At 43.8% G+C, this 19,622-nt stretch carries 17 protein-coding genes; 9 read left to right on the forward strand and 8 right to left on the reverse strand.

The genetic code is table 11. The features are described from left to right. Nucleotides 1–117 precede the first annotated feature (117 nt). On the reverse strand, nt 118–957 hold the full coding sequence (locus EO98_RS15525; RefSeq protein WP_048142196.1) for a class I SAM-dependent methyltransferase: 840 nt from the start codon (nt 955–957) through the stop codon (nt 118–120). A gap of 341 nt (nt 958–1,298) precedes the next feature. Next, on the reverse strand, nt 1,299–1,901 hold the full coding sequence (locus tag EO98_RS15530) for an acetate uptake transporter (protein WP_048142197.1): 603 nt from the start codon (nt 1,899–1,901) through the stop codon (nt 1,299–1,301). Nucleotides 1,902–2,219: 318 nt separating this feature from the next. Between EO98_RS15530 and gpmI the strand changes: the two genes are divergently transcribed. Continuing rightward, nucleotides 2,220–3,767: a 2,3-bisphosphoglycerate-independent phosphoglycerate mutase gene (gene gpmI, locus EO98_RS15535; RefSeq protein ID WP_048142200.1), complete on the forward strand. Its 1,548-nt coding sequence runs from the start codon at nt 2,220–2,222 to the stop codon at nt 3,765–3,767. Between the two features lie 421 nt (nt 3,768–4,188). Here gpmI and EO98_RS18595 read toward each other — a convergent pair whose 3' ends face one another. Beyond that, complete coding sequence (locus tag EO98_RS18595; RefSeq protein WP_156161156.1) at nt 4,189–4,365, reverse strand: hypothetical protein; 177 nt, start codon at nt 4,363–4,365, stop codon at nt 4,189–4,191. 165 nt (nt 4,366–4,530) lie between these two features. Here EO98_RS18595 and EO98_RS15545 point away from each other — a divergent pair, with 165 nt between their 5' ends. Beyond that, nucleotides 4,531–5,487 (forward strand): beta-ribofuranosylaminobenzene 5'-phosphate synthase, encoded by a 957-nt coding sequence (locus EO98_RS15545; RefSeq protein WP_048142205.1) that lies wholly within the window; start codon nt 4,531–4,533, stop codon nt 5,485–5,487. Between the two features lie 83 nt (nt 5,488–5,570). Here EO98_RS15545 and EO98_RS15550 read toward each other — a convergent pair whose 3' ends face one another. From EO98_RS15550 to EO98_RS15570, 5 genes are all read right to left on the reverse strand, one after another. Then, the gene (locus EO98_RS15550) at nt 5,571–6,578 is read right to left on the reverse strand and encodes a cation diffusion facilitator family transporter (RefSeq protein ID WP_048142207.1); all 1,008 of its coding nucleotides are present in this window, start codon (nt 6,576–6,578) and stop codon (nt 5,571–5,573) included. 134 nt (nt 6,579–6,712) lie between these two features. After that, the gene (gene fen / locus EO98_RS15555) at nt 6,713–7,729 is read right to left on the reverse strand and encodes a flap endonuclease-1 (RefSeq protein WP_048142209.1); all 1,017 of its coding nucleotides are present in this window, start codon (nt 7,727–7,729) and stop codon (nt 6,713–6,715) included. Nucleotides 7,730–8,062: 333 nt separating this feature from the next. After that, nucleotides 8,063–9,988 (reverse strand): clostripain-related cysteine peptidase, encoded by a 1,926-nt coding sequence (locus EO98_RS15560; protein WP_048142211.1) that lies wholly within the window; start codon nt 9,986–9,988, stop codon nt 8,063–8,065. A 98-nt stretch (nt 9,989–10,086) separates the two neighbouring features. After that, nucleotides 10,087–10,389 (reverse strand): hypothetical protein, encoded by a 303-nt coding sequence (locus EO98_RS15565; protein WP_011032857.1) that lies wholly within the window; start codon nt 10,387–10,389, stop codon nt 10,087–10,089. A gap of 698 nt (nt 10,390–11,087) precedes the next feature. Further along, nucleotides 11,088–11,423: a hypothetical protein gene (locus EO98_RS15570; protein WP_048134073.1), complete on the reverse strand. Its 336-nt coding sequence runs from the start codon at nt 11,421–11,423 to the stop codon at nt 11,088–11,090. Nucleotides 11,424–11,944: 521 nt separating this feature from the next. Between EO98_RS15570 and EO98_RS15575 the strand changes: the two genes are divergently transcribed. The 7 genes from EO98_RS15575 to EO98_RS15605 all read left to right on the forward strand — a co-directional run bounded on the left by EO98_RS15575 (nt 11,945) and on the right by EO98_RS15605 (nt 19,621). Continuing rightward, complete coding sequence (locus EO98_RS15575; RefSeq protein WP_048142213.1) at nt 11,945–12,838, forward strand: presenilin family intramembrane aspartyl protease PSH; 894 nt, start codon at nt 11,945–11,947, stop codon at nt 12,836–12,838. A 121-nt stretch (nt 12,839–12,959) separates the two neighbouring features. Further along, on the forward strand, nt 12,960–13,760 hold the full coding sequence (locus EO98_RS15580; protein ID WP_048142215.1) for an HAD family hydrolase: 801 nt from the start codon (nt 12,960–12,962) through the stop codon (nt 13,758–13,760). A 244-nt stretch (nt 13,761–14,004) separates the two neighbouring features. Continuing rightward, nucleotides 14,005–15,639, forward strand: coding sequence for a methyl coenzyme M reductase system, component A2 (atwA, locus tag EO98_RS15585; RefSeq protein ID WP_048134068.1), 1,635 nt, complete (start codon nt 14,005–14,007; stop codon nt 15,637–15,639). Between the two features lie 41 nt (nt 15,640–15,680). Then, entirely contained in the window at nt 15,681–17,258 is a 1,578-nt protein-coding gene (locus EO98_RS15590) for a methanogenesis marker 3 protein (RefSeq protein WP_048142217.1), read from the forward strand. Between the two features lie 165 nt (nt 17,259–17,423). Then, a complete protein-coding gene (locus EO98_RS15595) occupies nt 17,424–17,867 on the forward strand; it encodes a methanogenesis marker 6 protein (protein WP_048142219.1) in 444 nt (147 codons plus the stop codon). A gap of 6 nt (nt 17,868–17,873) precedes the next feature. Then, complete coding sequence (locus EO98_RS15600) at nt 17,874–18,377, forward strand: methanogenesis marker 5 protein (protein ID WP_048142221.1); 504 nt, start codon at nt 17,874–17,876, stop codon at nt 18,375–18,377. Next, a complete protein-coding gene (locus EO98_RS15605) occupies nt 18,374–19,621 on the forward strand; it encodes a methanogenesis marker 15 protein (protein ID WP_048134060.1) in 1,248 nt (415 codons plus the stop codon). Before EO98_RS15600 ends, EO98_RS15605 begins: the two co-directional genes overlap by 4 nt. Nucleotide 19,622 lies beyond the last annotated feature (1 nt).

Here is a 19,622-nt window from a genome sequence, read left to right on the forward strand (position 1 = left end):
GCGCACGTGAAAGACTACTATATCTCAGTTTCGTAAACTATTTCTATCAGTAATATTCACATATATATTTTATACCACAAGGGACATTTGAATTATTGTACTCAAAATCTTTTTCTTTTAAAAGGCAGAGACTTTCCACCACATCTTCACCCTTGTACTCCAGCCCTTCTGTATGAGTGCCCCATTCTCTTCCTCAAGCACTTCCTGAAGGTAAGACCTGAGAATTTCTTCCTGCTCAGACGAAAATGCGGCATATTGAGGCTTAAAGTGTTCAAGAGCTTCTTTGAGGTTTTCAAAGCGGTTTTTGTGCTCAAAAGGAAAGACCTCCACATCTGGATAGATTCCCATATCGTAGAGTACGTTGTAAAGGACGTCTGCCTTTGGGCCCTGCCTGTACTCATACCCGTGCAGGATGGGCCAGAGATTTTGAGAGTGTATGTCCCAGGATGTATCTCCTGCAAACCAGTAAAGGTAAACATATCCCGAAGATACATCAACCATTTTTTGTATTGAGGCCCGGATATCTTTCATGCCCAGAGAGTAAGATGCAAACACGACGTCATAGGGGGGGCAGAGGTCAGACCCTGCATCAACAGTTTCCCAGTCTTTATAGACGCAGTCAATATTCCTGACCTCATAAGTCTCGATATTTTGTTTCAGAATCTCCATCATCCCTTCTGCAGGCTCTACTGCTGTTACATGAGCAACTCTCTCAGCAAGAGGAATTGCCAGGCTTCCGGGTCCGGCTCCAATGTCAAGGACTCTGGATTCCGGAGTAAGAACCATGCCGTCCAGGGTTTTTTCAATCCTGTCCTTGTTTTCCAGAGACATTTCCCAGAAACGTTTTGCGTTCTCTTTCCTTTTCCACATGTTTGTGCAATCGGTATTCCTCTGCGTTTTACTCTGCAACTCCATTCTTTCTTTCCAGAGTTCATTCCAGTCGATTTTTATATCCATCTTGCTTCCTCGTTAATTTGCCTGGTTTTGATACAGGTAATATGAAAACACAGATGCGTATTAATAAATAAGTATTTTTCGAATAAATCATCTAACTATGTGAAACCGAATACTATGTCAAAAAGCGATCCGAACTAAATGACAGCGATAAAAATGGGCAAAAAATATACACAAAAAATAAGCGATAAAACAGCTAATAAATAGATATAGTCAAAAAAATAAGTCCACTAAAAATAGCTGATAAAATAGATAATGGAGAATTAATGAGTATGAAAGTTTAATATAAAAAAAATCCGGGCTTAAGAGCCCGCAAAAATATTCCTTAACCTTCACACGCTTTTTCAGAGAGGAACCATCTTTTTCCCGTACGCCTCGTTCAGTACCTGGCCCATGGCAGTGTAAATGGCTGAAAGTCCTGTAAGGATTCCTTCATAACCGGCGATTTTGAGTATTGCTGCACTGCCAAGGTAGTTTCCTGCGGCCAGCAAGAAGAACAGGATTGTAAGAGTCAGGAAAACAACAGAGAGCGCCCTTGAGCCTTTTAGTGTGCCTATGAACATGAAAAGGGTGAAAACTCCCCACATGAAGAGGTATGCGGCAAATGGGAACGCCTCAGTAGCAAACATTGAATAGCCTTCAGACTTAGGGATTAAAACAAGGCCCACAAGAGAAAGCCAGAAAAGCCCATATGATGTAAAAGCCGTGGCTCCGAACGTATTGCCTTTTTTCCATTCCTCAATCCCTGCAATGACCTGAGCTAATCCACCATAGAAAATGCCCATAGATAGGATCATCGAATTCATCGGATAGAAGCCTGCATTGTGTATATTCAAAAGCACAGTTGTCATTCCGAAACCCATCAAACCCAGAGGAGCAGGGTTTGCGGTTAAATCCGCTATCTTTACATTACTAATATTTGTAATATCTTTGACGCTTTGACTCATAAAATCCAATCCTCCTTCCCGTTAATCGGAGATTTCGCCTGAACTTCCTATAAAAACTACATAGAGACACTCTGCCGTTTTTGATGTCTCTTTTTACCTTTTAATTTAGTATGTAATTATTAATACTTATATTTGCGGACAGTATATAAATTTTTAATACATCATAAATATATAACACATAATTTTATGTGCAGCTATTTGAAAACCTTATAACAGGATATCATGGAGTTTCATAAGCAGCTATTAGATACTCTCATGACCGGATATTATGGAGTTTCATAACAAGCTATTTATGAACATGTGTGGAATTCCCTTCATATGACTCAGGCAAGAAGACCTCTTATGCTTATGATCCTTGATGGCTGGGGCTACAGGGAAGCCGAAGAAGGAAATGCTATTCTGGCAGCCAGAACTCCAAACCTCAACCGCCTGCTGAAAGAATACCCATGGTGCTTTTTAGAATGCTCAGGGGAAGCCGTAGGTCTGCCAGAAGGTCAGATGGGTAACTCTGAAGTCGGCCATCTGAATATAGGGGCAGGAAGAGTTGTTTACCAGGACCTTACAAGAATAAACCTCTCTGTCAGGAACGGAGACTTTTTCAAAAACTCTGTTTTGCTGAATGCAATTTCAAACGCAAAGCGCAATGATTCAAGCCTGCACCTCATGGGGCTTGTCTCTTACGGAGGTGTTCACAGTTATATGACTCACCTTCATGCCCTTATTAAACTTGCACAGGAAAAAGGGCTAAAAAAAGTATACATACATGCTTTTCTGGATGGGAGGGACGTACCCCCTAAAGCTGCTCTTGCAGATATCAGGGAACTTGATGCGTTTTGTAAGAAAAGCGGGAGTGCCAGGATCGCAACAGTATCAGGGCGCTACTACGCAATGGACCGGGATACGCGCTGGGAGAGGACAAAACTTGCTTATGATGCCCTTACTCGTGGGGTAGCCCCGCATACAGCCATTAATGCTGAAACTGCAGTTTCTGAAGCCTATGATCGGGGAGAAACTGACGAATTTGTAAAACCCACTATAGTCACTGACCCTGAAGGGAATCCTGAGGCAGTCATACAGGACAATGATTCAATAATCTTCTTCAATTTCAGGCCTGATCGGGCACGTCAGCTTACCTGGGCTTTTGTAAAAGATGATTTTGAAGGTTTCGTCAGGGAAAAACACCCGAAGGTTCACTATGTCTGCATGGCACAGTATGATGAAACTCTGGATTTGCCTATTGCCTTTCCACCTGAAAAACTGGAAAATGTGCTTGGAGAAGTACTTAGCAAGCAAGGGCTTGTCCAGCTTCGAATTGCAGAAACCGAGAAATACGCCCATGTGACCTTTTTCCTTAACGGTGGACAGGAAAAATGCTATGAGGGGGAAGATCGCTGCCTGATTCCCTCGCCGAAGATTGCCACCTATGACCTCAAGCCCGAGATGAGTGCATATGAAGTTGCGGATGAGGTGATCAGGAGAATTCAGTCAGGAACGTATGATGTAATTATACTCAATTTCGCAAATATGGATATGGTCGGGCACACCGGAATTTTTGAAGCCGCTGTACAGGCAGTAGAAACTGTGGATAACTGCGTGGGCAGGATTACTGAGGCTCTGGAAAAGGTAGGGGGTGTAGCACTTATAACTGCAGACCACGGAAACGCTGAACAGATGGAAAATTCACACACAGGAGAGCCGCATACAGCTCATACGTCAAATAATGTCAGATGCATTTACGCAGGAAACGGCGAAGTAAAAGCCCTTGAGAACGGGAAACTGTCTGACCTTGCTCCCACTCTCCTGGATCTTCTCGGGGTTCCTAAACCCGAAGATATGAAAGGCAAATCGTTAGTTGTAAAAGAGTGACGGTAAAGATAAAGTTAAGGGCAATAGTAAGGAAAGGAAGCAGTAACGAAAAAAACCAGTGCTTTTTATTTTCATTTAATTTTCTTTTTGCTTCTTTTCACTCTCTCTTTTTCTCTTTAGATTTCAGTTCTCATTTTCTTTTCTTCCTGTTTGCACCCTTAAGTTTTTTCTGCGGTTTTTAATATTTGCCTTTTTTCGGTTTAATTCTATTTTTTTCCTGTTGGGGGTGGTTCCTGATTAATTGGTTGATCTATTCCGGAATCCAGGAAGGAATCTTTTAGTTTTCTCTCCCTGTGCCGTAAGGGGCTGGGGCCGGCCTGTCAGCCAGATAGATACTTTCCTTAACCCCGGTGTTTTTCAATTCAGGTTAATATAAGCACCTCCGCCAGAGCTGACGTTGTTTCTTTTGTACTCAAAAACATCAACCAGGTAACAATGGATGACCTGTTGTTTTCTTACCGGTTTTTTCTGTCGCTCTTCGAATTCTTCTCACTCTCTTCCCTAACTCATTATATCTATTCATATTGAGTGGGGTTTCGTTAATACTTTTTATTACTGATTTTATTTCATTTGGGTTTCTGCCCGGTTCTTTTCTCATAAACTCATTTTTTTAAAGAGTTCCCTGCATCGGTTTTTATAATCAATACTGACTTTCCAGGCAGGATTTTTTTAAAAAGATTAAATATCAGCAGCTACAATAGAAAGTAAATATCGTGAACATATTATAAAAACCACAAATGTCCTCTTTGGGGTTGTACTACACATGATCAAAATAACTACTCCCAGTCGGCTTCACATAACCCTTATCGATATGAATGGTGAGATCGGGAGGGTGGATGGGGGAGCAGGGCTGACCCTTTCATCCCCTAACGTAAAAGTTACTGCAGCAGAAGCTGATGAAATCCGGATAGAAGGGTTGCAGGGATTTGCCGACCGCATGAGAAAAGCCGCAGAAGCCCTGCTTCCAGAAGGAAAAGGGGTCAGAATTCATGTAGAAGAACTGATTCCTGCTCATGTGGGCTTTGGATCAGGTACCCAGTCTGCCCTGGCTGCGGCAGCAGCTGTGAATGAACTGTACGGGCTTGGAAAAAGCGTTAGAGAACTTGCATTTGCAGTAAAAAGGGGAGGAACCTCGGGTATAGGAGTAACTGCTTTTGAGAAGGGGGGATTCATAGTTGATGGAGGGCACAGGTTCAAAGACAAAGGAGCTTTTATGCCTTCGGCCGCCAGCAGGGTGCCGCCCGGGCCTGTACTTTTCAGAGAAGATTTCCCTGATTGGGATATAGTTATTGCAGTTCCCAATGAGAAAGGCATGTATGACCAGCAAGAGATCAATGTGTTTCAGGAATTCTGCCCCCTCCCGATAGAGGAGGTCAGGGAGGTTGCACATATGGTACTCATGAAGATGATGCCTGCAGTAATAGAGGGGGACATTGAAAACTTCGGGGCTGCGGTAAACCATGTCCAGACAGTAGGTTTTAACAAAAGGGAGAGCCTTATCTGGCCCGACTTCGTAAAGAACATTGCCTCTTTTATGCGCAGCCGGAGTTACGGAGCCGGAGTAAGCTCTTTTGGACCTGTAGTTTATGCCTTTGTGGATAACAGGGAAGAAGGCAGGCAACTTCAGGCAGAAGTCCAGAAAATGCTTGATGAATCGGTAGGTGGAATCACAATGATGACTCGAGCAAAGAACAGCGGGGCAGAGGTCTCTAAAGTCTGATATTTAAGTCTGATATTTAAAGTCTGAGCTAAATTCCGGGTTAAAGAATTTTGATGTCTTTTAAAGTCCGGAATACTCCAGGTTCAGTGAGAATTAGCAGGTGGAATATCGGGGTCATGTCCCGGAATGTGATGAAAGGCCTCTCCGGACGCTCCCAGAGGATCTACGTGTACAACTGCGTTTGACAGGTAATTCAGACCATGAAGCATCCTGTGCCTCACGTTTACCGCGATTTCATGCCCTTCCTTAACAGAGAGTCCGGATTCTACTGCGATGTTAACTTCAGCATAAAGCCTGTGCCCTAACCAGCGCACTCTTATCTCTGTAATATCCCTCACATCTTTTACCTGGCTGACCACCTGCCGGATATCATCAACAATCCGAGGGTCAACCCCATCCAGCATGCGGGAAAATACGGATTTGCCTGCTTCCCATACTATGCGGAGGATTGCAACTGTGATCAGTAGTCCGATTATAGGGTCTGCGAGAGGATACCCCAGCCAGACGCCCAGGGCTCCGAAAAGCACGGCAAGGCTGGTAAAACCGTCTGCTCGGGCATGATATCCGTCGGCAACAAGGGCAGCGCTTCCAATTTCTTTTCCTACCCTGATCCTGAACTTTGCCACAAGTTCATTTCCCAGAAAACCAATAATTGAAGCTGCAGCCACAGCCCATAGATAATCAACAGGCTGTGGGGAGAGAAGCCGGTGAACCGATTCATAAGCTGCAACTGCAGCACTGAGAAAGACAAGGAAAACAATTAACAGACCTGCGAGGTCTTCTGCCCTGCCGTAGCCGTAAGTAAAACTTTTGTTGGGCTTTTTTCTGGAGAGCAGGAAGGCAAACCCCAGGGGGATTGCAGTTGCGGCATCCCCGAAGTTATGAATGGTATCTGCAAGAAGGGCTACACTTCCCGAAACCCATACTACAAGAATTTGAAAGAGCGCAGTTAGCATCAAGCCGGCAAAGGACCATTTGACAGCAAAGAGCCCCCTATCCGTGGAAAGAAGTTCGGGGTCCACAACTCCGTGGGCATGGGAATATGAGTGTTCTTCTCCTGAATGCTCCGGTTCAGATTTTGTCAATCTCAGACCACCCTGCCTGCATATCTCTGACGACGAGATTTTCTGACGACGAGACTTTCACAAGTAATGGATTCAATGTAATGAAAATGTAAAGAAGGGATCTGTGGGGGTGGGAATACCTCTTGAGCCCTTAAAACTCTTTAGAACCATTGGTCAAGGGTTTTCTGCCTGGCCCCTGAAGCCGCTTTAAGGCGTTCTACAGCTTTTTCTATCCTGTCTACGGAGAAGTCATTATCCTCGCAGAGGAATTTGATGAGTTTTTCGGAATCAGGCTTGCCCCATTTAATTTCATAGTCGTCCGTAACATCAGGATGAGTAAAGAGTTCTTTTATATTGTCCAGCCCTTCGATTTCCACCCCTTTTTCCCGGAGCACGGCGTGGATATCTCCATGCTTTTTAATCAGTTTAAGGGCTGTTTTAGGACCCACTTTTTCCAGTCCTTTGTTATAATCCGTACCCACACAGATTGCAATATCGATAAGCTGGTCCCTGTTGACCCCCAGAGCCTCGAGGGTTTCATCGAGTTCAATCATTTCAAGTCCGACATCAACATATACATTCTTTCCAGGGAGCTTGCGTTTTCCGGTGACAGCCATGTTGCGGACGACGCTCGGTGCTCCGAAAAGGAAGGAATCGTAGTCCTGGGAAGCAACACAATCCGCATCCTTTTTAAGGACCATATAGGCAGCCTGTGCTTCCCCTTCACAGGGGGCCTGTATCCATGGAATGCCCATTATACCGAGGAGGTATTTTGAATCTTCAACGATGTCCTGGTCAACCTTTGAAGAAGCCTGAGCATACTTATAAGCAGCTTCAAGGTCCCCTTCTGCCTTTGCATTTTCCCACTTCTCCCGTGAAGATTCTCTAACTTCTTTCCTTCGGTCCAGGGTCCCGGATTTCAGGTCAGGGGGTTTACCATCAAAAATGAAAATAGGTTTGATACCAGCTTCAACAAGGCTTGCTGTCCTGTAGAGCAGGCCGGAGAGGTGCGAGGTCACTTTCCCGCTTGAATTAACCAGGGGACTTCCGTCTCTCTGGCGGATAATGCTCAAAAACTGGTGAAGGGTGTTAAATGCATCAACTGCAACCACCCGGTTTGAGAGGTCAGAAAGCTCTATTTTTCTTTTCTGAAGCAGATCTCCTATATCCGTGCCCATATTTTTTTCCTCTGGTGTATGAAACTCTTTTTTAGCCTCAGGCTTCTTTACTTTTACTCTTTATCTCTAACTCTTTTACTGCCTCCGGGCAGTTACTATCCTCAGGCGGGTTTAATCCGGTGATACCTGTTGCTTTCGACTTCTCGCTCCCAGTATCTTGCTATCAGTATCTTGCTATCAGTATCTTGTTATCAGTATCTCCATTTACTGGACAATAGGCTTTACGTGTACTGAAGTTTTATGTCTGTTGCCAGATTAACGGCCTTTTAAGATAGAGGAAAATTAAAAAGGGGATTTTCAGGAAATTATTCAAGGGGATGGATTTTCAGGAAATTATTCCCGGATAATCTCCACAGGTTCGCTCATATTGAAGTTCAGGCGGTAATCTTCTGCATAAAGTGCGGTATAATAAGTTCCTGCAGGCAGAAAGTCATAGACAAAAGCCGTATTTTCATCCATCTTAAGCCTGCCAAGTGTTGTCCAGTCCTTAATATCGGATTCTCCGTAGACTGGGGCGTATGTAGTAATAATATCTCCTGGTTCCGGTACAAGCACTTCTTTTGAGAACAGGATGTTTCCGTCATCCAGGGCCTCATAGGGATTCATGTAAGCTCTGACAGTCCCGTTGAGGGTGTCCAGGTAAAGCTGGGCAAGACAGGATCTGAACTCTCCATCTCTTTGAAGCCCCAGTTCGGTAGTAAGTATCCTGTTTCCATTTTCGCTTTCTCCTCCACAGGCTGCATAAATAAGAGAGCTTTTTCCTGTTTTGGAGTCCTCTATAAAGATCCATTCCCCTCCCCAGGCAGGGAGGCTGTAGTTCGTGCCCCCTGAACAGGTGAGGGGCATTCTTCCTATGAGGACCGGGCCTTCCGGAGAGGCTATGAAGTAAACCTGGTCTACCGAAGCCAGCCCGGAATCGTCTTTTACTGAAAAGGAATCTCCGGATTTTGAGATGCCGGGTTCTGTAAAGTCCGCACAGGTTCTCACAGAATAGCCATCAAGAAATTCCGACCATGCTTCGGAAATGGAAACCCTGCCGTAATATTTAGAGTAATTGTCCTGAGTCTGGGGAGAATATACGGAGACTCCATATGCACCAGGCATTGTGCCGTCCTGCCTTGAGTAAATAACAAAATCTTCAAGCGATTTTATGAGAGCTTCAGACCTGCCTGCAAGTTCCGGCATTTCCTCTCCGATTCTCAGGGCAAAACTCTTCAGGTCCATTGAGATTTCAGATCCTTTCTTTGGTTCTACCCCGAACTTCCGGGCTTTCGTAAGAGATGCCCCAAGTCCACAATACCCTTCCGGGTTTGAAACGCTTGTACCCATATCATCTGCAAGCCTATCGATATTCTGCAGTACTTCATCGGTTTTTGAGAGGTCAAGGAGAGAAAGGGTTCTGGGGGGCACATGAGAGGAATTCTCCAGATAGCTGTCAATGATAACCCTTCCTATTTCTTCTGTAGGGGCTCTGGGGTTTTCTGAGACATAACCTATGAAAGCAACATAGTCCCAGCCATGGGTAGGTTCGATTGATTCGGAGGCGAGCATGTAATCTGCAGAAGGCTTAACCGCGCTTGCAAGCTCAAGGCTGGACATGAGGCAGGCATCAAAACCAATAAGGTCAAAATGCATTCCGGAGGCTTTAAGAGTGTCACTCAGTTCAGGAAGTTCCAGCCTGTCATAACCATGATTCTCGTCAAAGCAAACCCCCCTGTAAGCATCTCCGTGGTCCCAGAAAATAAGCAGGGTCCTTTCACTCTCATAGTTTTCTCGAATATATGAAAGAAAGGTTTCAAGCCCTGCGGCATCTCCCATGTTTGCGTGGGGATATGTCTCTCTGTTAATGTCCCCCTTGCCTATGGTCCCGTCCTCTCCGTCCTTTCTGAGATCCTCAAGCTCTGCGATTGTCATGCCCTCCCATCCCTCTGCGGAAGCCCCTCCATAAGCTACAAGAATTTCAGTATCTTCCCCGTTCAGCGTGGAGGCACCATCAATAATTTCGAGGATATCCTTGCTGGCATATTTGTTTGAAGACTCAAGGTCACTTCCAACCATATAGACAGCAACAACAGTAGATAGCTGGTGTTTCTGAATATCTGCCTCAGGTCCTGCAGAATCTCTGCTTTCGATTTCAGCCTCACCGCCGGGCTTTTTAAAATCTGTGCCTTCTTTTAGACAGCCGCTGCTCAGCAGCAAAAAAAGAATTATAATAAAAATAATTACAGTAAACCCTGCTTCCTGGAATTTCCATCCCAAATTCAGCTCTCCATGAATGCCATCCAGGCTATCCCGGAGAAAAGGGAAACGTCCAGGAATCTCTGATTTTTATCGGCATATGTCGAAGTAGAAGGGTGTCAGGCGGTAAGATCAAGTCGGACGTCAATTACGGAATCTTCATTTGCCTCTATTTTGGATATTGTTAACAGATTTCCTTTTCTTTCCAGAAGCGTCGCCTTCGTGACCTGGACCTGGTGACCATCTATTTGTTTTTTGCTATTATTTTTATGGATAACCAGAAGCTTCTGGCCCATTTCGGCTCCTTCTCCTATTTTGGACACTATATTTCGTATGACCTGCTCAAAATCAGAATAAATCAAAATCTCCGACTTATTTGCAACCTTTTTGATAATGCCAATCGGTTCCAGATTGAGGTGCATATTAGCTTTCCTTCTTTACCTGTTTACACAAGTAATCAATATACTAACTCTGAGTAATAATAACTTACGATACACTATATCAATTTGAATATATTTATAACTGTCTGGATTCCAGATATTCCTCTCTACTACAGGACATCCAATATATATACTTTGCTAAATCGTGGGGCTTGCGCCTGAAAATACTGGGCAGGATAACAATTCAGTATCAATAAATAACATAAATTATCATATATGCAAATGCTCGTATTAACAAATCAAATTAATCAAAAATGTAAAGTAGATTCTCTTTTACAAATCCTGTATATTAACTTTTCCTCTTATTTGTATCTGTTTGTGCCGGTATTTACTCCATAGAGCAATTCAATTACACGAATTTTACATATTGTCCAGCCTGAAGAGATATTCAAAAATGAAAATATTTGGAAGTTTTCTAAAAAATCGTTGATTAACGATAAAATCCGTTTAAAAACCGTCCTATAAAATAAAAGGAGTAAATGGAAAGAAAGACAGTTTAAAGGTTAGATTAAGAACGAATTAAGAGTGTCTGAAAAAAGGCAAAGAAAACACTGTGAAAAGAAAAAACAGGATACGAAAATAAAATACATCTAACAGGGGGACGAAAATTGAAGAGAATCTAATTAGAAGAAACCTGGCCGTATTTACTCTTTCAGGAAAAATAAGATTGTGAGCAGAAATCAGTGATATTTTCTGCGGTTGAATTCATATACTGCATTATCAACTTTACTTGAGAGCTCATTCATACTTTCTTCAATTTTTGTTTCCGAACTTTCCATATTAACCCTGAGGGCGCGGTCCTTTGCTTCCATCTTGTCTTCAAAACTCTGAAGCTTGTCATTAATAGAGATAAGCATGAGAGATAATGTTCCGGCCAGAATCATAATCGATAAAATAATTAAAGGGTCAATGAAAGGATTTGTGGGCTTGTATGTAAACCTTCTAAGCCATTCGAAGGATAGAAGGAATGATGACAGAACCATCACAACAAGGAATACTGTATCTCTGGTCTCCATTGTATACCTCTAACGTACTTATGGAATTTCTCCTTATGCAATCATAAACTTCGTGTAAAACCACAAATTCCTCATACCGGGCTGAAAATTATTAGGTGGAGATAATTTCCATTAAAGTATTTACTGTTTTTCTATTTTTTCCGCATTTCCATATTTATTATTTTTCTATCTTTACTTGTTTTTTATACAGTGATTCTATATAATTTTTTGCATAAACTATTTATGTATCTTTTATCCCGAATTTATTTTTTTCCTGATCCCCTCAATAAACCAAACAATATCTTAAAGTGAATTGCCGGGACTTCTATCGAGTAAACTAACAGGAGCGGGAAACTTCTCACAAAATGAAAACGCCTGATAAATTGTGAATCTATACTAATATCGCAGAACAAATACGGGGAAGGCAGATAATTGGCAAAATTGATTATTTATTAAGGGACATAAAAATTAAAGACAGAGGATAGAGTAAATATATAAAGGAATAGAAAAGGCATAGTGTCAAGAAATAAGGAGTTTAGTACTTGAGTTCCAGCGAAAATTCACTTAAAGATTATTTGCCGATTCTTTCCATGGCAGGGTTAATCCTGATAGTGCAGGTTCTCGCCCTTCTTTTATCAACGCCAATGGAAGTTAATGACATGCAGGCTTTTGAAGATCCGACACAGGTTTCCAATTCGATTTATTATATCGTGATGATCCTGGTTTTTACGCTTCTTGTCCTGGTAGCGATAAAGAAAAACATGAAATGGATTATCAGCCTACTCATATACTTCGCCATAGTCAGTACTCTCTACTATGTCTTTTTCGCACTGTTCACCCTGATTCCTTCCTTCGCAGGCTTTGAAAATCTCGCTTCACTCCTGATTTCTACAGGGTTGACAGTATTACTTTACAAATATCCTGAGTGGTATGTAATCGATATTCTGGGGATCTGCATAGCAGGTGGAGTCAGTGCCCTGTTAGGAATCTCCCTTTCCATTATCCCTGTAGTTGTCCTTCTGATATTGCTTGCAGTCTATGATGCCATCTCGGTATATAAGACAAAACATATGATAACCATGGCTGAAGGTGTAATGGACCTTAAACTTCCTCTTCTTTTCATAATCCCAAAGAACTCGAACTATTCATTCATTAAGGAAAGTTTTAAAGAAGGGGAAAAACGTGAAGCCTTTTTCATGGGCCTTGGAGACGCAGTCATGCCCACCTTGCTGGTAGTTTCCGCAAATGTATTTCTCGAAAACGGAGGATTCTCATACCCTGTGCTCGGGGCAATGCTGGGAACTCTTGTAGGGCATGTATTTTTGTCCATCCTGGTAATGAAGGGAAAACCTCAGGCAGGGCTGCCCTTCCTGAATTCCGGAGTAATTCTCGGGTTTTTTGCCGGAGTCCTGCTTTCGGGAGCCTCAATCCTGTAAGAGAAAATGTAAATAGGAGTTTTACTTTTCTACTTCATTTATTTTTATAAATTTCAGTTTCCCATCTACTTTTCCGGGGCTTTCACAAAGATTTTTTTATTTTATAGATTAATCAATTGACATGGCCAAACGAATCGCAGTGGTCTTTGACAGTGCCGGAACTCTTCTCCGCATGTACAGAGTTGCAAAAGAATCCAGCACCGGGAATATCCTTGAAAACATAGAGAGCACTGCCATTGTCGCGAAGAAAAACGGTTGCGGCCTTGTAGCTCTTAATACCGAGAACGAAATAATCCTGCACTCAAGAAGGGATATGTTTTTATTTGAGTTTATAAAGGAGTATGGAGTTTCAATAGGTATCAGCTGTTCAAAAGGAAAGTTTACCCCGGACGTTGCCTGTGAGATCATAAGAGGGACTTCTCTCATGATGGGGGATGTTCATGACGTGCTTAAGGCAGTTACATCCCTCTGCCCTGACAGCATTTATCTTGCGGCAGGTCTGATTGTGGACTCAGAGGCAAGAAAAATACCCTATGTGCTCAGCACGGGAGGGCAGGTATTCGGTAAGACGTTGCAGACCATCCAGTCGCTCTATGCTATGGAAGTGGATATGTACATAGCATCCGGGGACAGAATGTCAGCTCTTGTGCAACTTGCAGAGTTAGTAAATATCCCGCAAGAAAGAGTCTTTGCTTTTGCAGATCCCATTATGAAGGAGAAAGTGGTGCTTGAACTTAAAACCAGGTACGAGAAAGTAGTTATGGTAGGGGACGGAATTAACGATATCCTGGCTCTCAGGGCAGCAGATGTGGGTATAATGACGACCCAGCAGGGAGACGAAAGACCAGAAGAGCTCCGGGCAGCAGCAGATGTGGTGCTCGACGATATAATCAAAGTTGTGGATGTGGTAAAAGGATTATAAAGAGCAAAAATCCCTCAAATTCACCAACTGATATTGATTCTAGATGTTAACAGTGACATAATAATGCGTTATGTTTATGTAATGTTTACTCTTATCTAATTGTTGCCCATATGTGTGAAATTTATTGATTCTGTTAATGCGATATTCACTTTAAAGTAATTACTTTTCACTCTTGAGCGATACGTCCAGGCAGGAGAAAGCCACCAGGACTTATTTGCAACTCATAATTTGCGGAGGAAAATACATGCCAGTATTTATTGAAGTAAAAAATCTAACCGTAGATTTCGATGGTCTTAAGGCACTGAAAAACGTAAGTTTAAGCATCAACGAAGGGGAAGTCGTTGGGATTCTGGGAAAAAGCGGATCCGGGAAAACAATCCTTATGCATGTGTTGCGTGGGACCGAATCTTTTGAGAATATCTCGGGCGAAGTAATTTATCATCTGGCCCGCTGTGAGAAATGCGGATATATAGAACGTCCAAGCAAAATAGGCCAGAAATGCCCGGTCTGCGGCGAGAGTCTTGAGGCATTCAAAGCTGATTTTATAAAACTTTCACTTTACGACCCTATAAGAAAGGATATCACCAAGCGCATTGCAATAATGCTCCAGAGAACCTTTGCCCTTTATGGGGATGAAAGAGTTCTGGTAAACGTCATAAACTCCCTGAATGAAATCGGGTATAAGGGAGAAGACGCCATGAAAAAGGCAGTTGAACTCCTCGAGGAGGTAAACCTGAGCCACCGTATGATGCACGTGGCGAGGGAACTTTCCGGGGGGGAAAAACAGCGGGTTGTGCTTGCAAGACAGCTTGTAAGAAATCCATTTCTCCTATTAGCCGACGAGCCTACAGGTACCCTTGACCCCATGACTGCAAAGCTGGTTCACGAAGCCATTATAAAGGCTGTTAAGAGCTACAATATGAGCATGGTCCTTACATCCCACTGGCCCGAAGTAATCGAGAAACTGGCAGATAAGGCAATTCTGCTTGAAAATGGGGAAGTAGTCCAGGAAGGAGACCCACTTGAGGTTTCTGCGATCTTTATGCAAAGTGCATCCATGGTCAGGCAGGAAAAGAACGCTCTGGTAGGAGAGCCTATTATCCGCGTAAGGGATCTGACAAAGCGTTATATCTCAGTAGACCGGGGTGTGGTAAGAGCTGTGGACAAAATCTCTTTTGACGTGATGGAAGGAGAGATTTTCGGCCTTGTCGGGGTAAGCGGAGCAGGCAAGACCACAACCTCGAAAATCCTTATGGGAATTTTACCACCAACCTCAGGAGAAGTTGAAGTCCGCGTCGGGGATGGATGGGTGGACATGACAAAATTAGGGGTTGAAAACAAAGGCAGGGCAACGAAATACATGGGATTCCTGCACCAGGAATATGGGCTTTATACCCACAGCTCCGTAATAGACAATCTTACAGAATCCATTAGCCTGGACCTTCCATTCGAACTTGGGGTTCGAAAAGCCATAATTACTCTCAAGGCTGCAGGTTTTGAAGAAAATAAGGCAAAAGCTGTTTTGTCCAAAATGACCAATGAAATGAGTGAAGGAGAGCGACATAGAATTGCACTTGCGCAGGTCCTTATCAAGGAGCCAAGAATCGTCATTATGGATGAACCAACCGGGACAATGGACCCTATTACCAAGGTATCAGTGACAAACTCCATCCTTAAAGCCAGAGAAGAGATTGGAGAAACCTTTGTTGTTGTCTCTCACGACATGGACTTTGTGAATGAGATCTGCGACCGTGTTGCACTCATGCGCGATGGAAAGATCGTAGCTATAGGGAAACCGGAGAACGTACTCTCCCATCTCACTGAAGAAGAAAGGTTCAAAGCTACAGAAGAAGGGCTCAAAGCTACAGAAGAAATATAAATATGCCGCCACCTCTTAACATAGAAAAATACTAAAATGAGGTGCCGATTACGAGTAATGAGATCAGCGTAGAGGTGAACGGGCAAAAATACACTTTGCCTGCAGGCTCTACCCTTGGAGACGCTCTTAAAGTTTCCCGAGCCCCCTATATAGCCGGTACAGCGGTTGGAATTCTTAAAAAAGCCGCTGAGAAGAGGACGGAGAATGTCACCGAATACGCTATCAAGACACCCAGAGGGGAGCTAAGGATAGAACTCAAAGATCCGGAATCATCCTCTGGAAAACTATGGGCTGAACATTATAAAGAGTATGAAGGTAAAACCATCCACTGGGCAAGTCCTGAAGCTCTGGCTTTCGGACCTTTTGAAGCCGACATAAAGCCTTTGCGTGAGACCGGGAGCTTTGAAGCGTTTGATGTTGTATTCGGGGCAGGAGGATTTGACTCCCGTAATACTCATCTGATCCTGTCAAGAAAAAGGCATGCCGCTGAGTATGGATCTCCCGAAGATGGCGTTTTTGCAACAATTGTAACCGGGAGAAATCTTATTTTCAGGCTTTCGAGAGAAGACTCCATCCTGAGCATAGAGCCTATTATAGAATGGGAACAACTTGCAGAAAAAACCTGTACTACCGATCTTTCTACCCTTCTTGAAAATCATGACAGTGTATTTACTTATTTTGAGGTCGAGCTTTCCAGAAACTCCCCTAAGGGAGCTGAACACTTCTATGCCCTGACCCGCGAGGGAACTCTTAACGTAGATGTGATAACCAGCTCATTTATCTCAGATGATAGCCTGAAAGAAGAACCTGTTCCTTATGAAAATTTTGAGCCGAGAAGAGAAGGTGCCATCTCTGTCAGGACAGTCGGATACGGGGCCGGTAGGATATATATTTCCAGAGAGGAACGGCCTTCAAGCCTTGTGCATTCGGTCGTCGGGCAGGTAACAAAAGGCCTTGAGCTTATCAAACTCGCAGAAAAGGGACAGAAGCTGTCAGTAGAAAGCCTTCCTCCCCAGATAGTCCTGTTGGGACACAGCTTTGAAGAGGTCGAGCCCGTACTTTCCTCTATAGGGGTGGAACTGGTAAAAGATGGGTACACAGGAAAGGACGCAGTAATTGTCAGGCAGGACCCGCCAACAACTCTGGAAATTTTCGGAGAAGCGAAAGTGACTGCTTATGCGGTATCCAGGGAAAAACTCATTGAAGTTGAGCTTTACCCGGAGATAGCCCCAAAATCGGTAGACTTTTTCCGTCATTCTCTTGAACTCAAGACAAAAACCGTCGGAAAACTTCCTGTTTATATGGTCTATGAGAACACTTACCTTTTCAAAACAGAAAAGGAAGTGGTGAAATACAAAGAAATCCTTCCTGAAAACACGCCAAGTGGCAGGGTACTGGCCGGGGAAATTGGAATCACAAATCAGGCCGCAAAAAGGATGGGGACCATAGGAGCGAGACTTGTAGATGATGATCTCTTCGGTCCTACCGGAGAAAAGTTTTCCTCAACGAATATTATCGGTCGGATAGTCGAGCCTGAGAGACTTAAGGGCATCGAAGAAGGAGATGCGATATATATAATTGAAGCTGCACGCAGGAGAACTGATGATAAGGGGAACTGAGAATCCTAATTATTGATAATTATTCAATTATATAAGTTGTATTTAATTAATTAAATAATGCATAATAAACTATTACATAACCGAAAATAATGTTGATACTTGAGCGGATTCACATGTTTGGATTTATCGCAGGTGAAGTCTCCCGAAGTTGAGGAGAGACAGAAGATGACAGAAATAAAACAAAATGAGATTACAAAGTACATTGTAATCAGTTCGGATAAAGTGCTGCCTGCGGATGCAGCCATGAAGATTTATGAATCAGAGTTTCCGGTTACGGTAAAGGAGACCTGCTTTGGGCTTATTGTAACAGGATCAAAGGAGGATGTCCTTTCAGTGGTAGAAAAGATTCAGCAGATGGATAAAAACCACATTTTTATAAAAGATAGGGGATTTCCTGCAGGTGATGAGAGGCGCTGTCGGGCAAGCCGGGGCGGAGGCCCGAGGCCTGGATTCCATTTCCTGAGGGAAGAAGTGAAGATGCTCCCTGCCATAGGGGCTGCACTTGATGAACTGGAAGCAAAAGAGTCCGTAAAAGAAAAACACAAAGAGAAAAGCAGGCTTAAAGTTTCTGATTTGGAAAAAATTATTGAAGAGGAGCTTGCGAGGTGAATTTTTTTGGCAAAGGTTTTCATTTACCCTGTAAACAGTCTTATTTTATCTGACCTGGTTGAGCGCTTCGAGCATAAACCCCTTACAATGATGAACCAGGTAAGAGAGAAAGTTACAAACATCAGCCTGGATTCTCCCCCTATTAATATTACTCCCGAAGATCCTAAAATCGGGCTTCGATATGCTGCGGTTGAAGTGCCGGCTGGAGTAAGGGGAAGAATGTCTCTAATAGGTCCCCTTATAGAAGAAACAGAAGCTGCAATCATAGTTGAAAACCCCCCTGCAAACTTTGGCTGCGTGGGCTGTAACCGCACAAACGAACTGATGAAATATCTGGTGCGCGATAAAGGGGTCCCTGTTCTGGAAGTAAAATATCCGGAATCCGACGAGGATGCCCGCGATTTCGTGAACAAAATCGCAGCATTTCTGGAGTCATTGCCTGAAGAAAAGCCGGACGAAGATGAAAAGCCAGTAGATGAAGAACCGGCAGAAAAGGAGGCAGAGGAATGAGTGCCGAAGAATCCGGACTTGTAAAGATTGCTCTGGTTTCCTGCGGCTCTGAGTATGCCGGGGTTCAGCCCGAATTTGAAGCTGCCGCAGCCAGAGTAGATGCAAAATTCATTTATCCCGAAATTGACATTGCATCCATAGATACCATAGGCAAAGATTTCGGGCTTGAAGTTGCAAGCGGAGACCTCAGGCTCATGATGGCACGGGCAAAGGCCGTTGTTGAAGGTACAACAAAAGTAGATGGGGTCTTTATTACTACCTGCTTCCGCTGTGCAGAAGGAGCTATTGTTCGAAACGAGGTCAGAAGGTACATCCATAAGCACTCCGAGATCCCTGTAATCAGCTATTCATTTACCGAACGAACAAGTGCAGGCACCCTGCTCACCCGTCTTGAAGCCCTGACCACAATTGCCAGGCGCAGGCATCTCCTTGCCAGGGAAGTCCAGACCGGGCTGACTGCGGGAATTGATTCGGGATCGACAACCACAAAAGCTGTGGTTATGAGAGATAACAAGATCATAGGTAAAGGCTGGGTGCCTACAACAAAAGTCCTTGAAAGTGCTGACGAAGCATACTCCCAGGCCCTTAAAGAAGCCGGAGTTGCCAGAGAAGAAGTCCAGGCTCTGGGCACTACAGGATACGGACGTTTTCTTATAGGGAACCATTTTAACGCCCAGCTGATCCAGGAAGAAATTACCGTCAACTCAAAGGGAGCTGTCTACCTTGCAGGCAGGCAAAAGGGCTCTGCGACGGTCATTGATATCGGAGGTATGGACAACAAGGCGATCTCTGTTGAAGACGGAATCCCTGGCATGTTCACAATGGGGGGGATCTGCGCAGGAGCTTCGGGACGTTTCTTTGAAATGATCTCCAAGCGTCTCGGTGTGGAGATTACGGAACTCGGGGCACTTGCAGTCAAGGGTATGCAGGAAAATGTAAACATGAACAGCTACTGCATAGTTTTCGGGATACAGTCCCTTGTAAACTCCCTTGCCAAAGGAGCTACTCCTGAAGATGTCGCAGCTGCAGCCTGCTACAGTGTGGTAGAACAGATCTACGAGCAGCAACTGCAGGAAGTGGACGTAAAAGAGCCATTGATCCTTGTAGGAGGTTCTTCCCTTATCGAAGGAGTCCCGAAAGCTCTCGGAGACCTTCTCAAGATTGAGGTTCTTGTACCGGAAAACTCCCACATGATAGGGGCAGTAGGGGCAGCACTTCTTGCTTCCGGCTATGTGGAGGAGTGAG

The organism is Methanosarcina sp. 2.H.T.1A.6 (genome assembly GCF_000979455.1).
Classification (GTDB): domain Archaea; phylum Halobacteriota; class Methanosarcinia; order Methanosarcinales; family Methanosarcinaceae; genus Methanosarcina.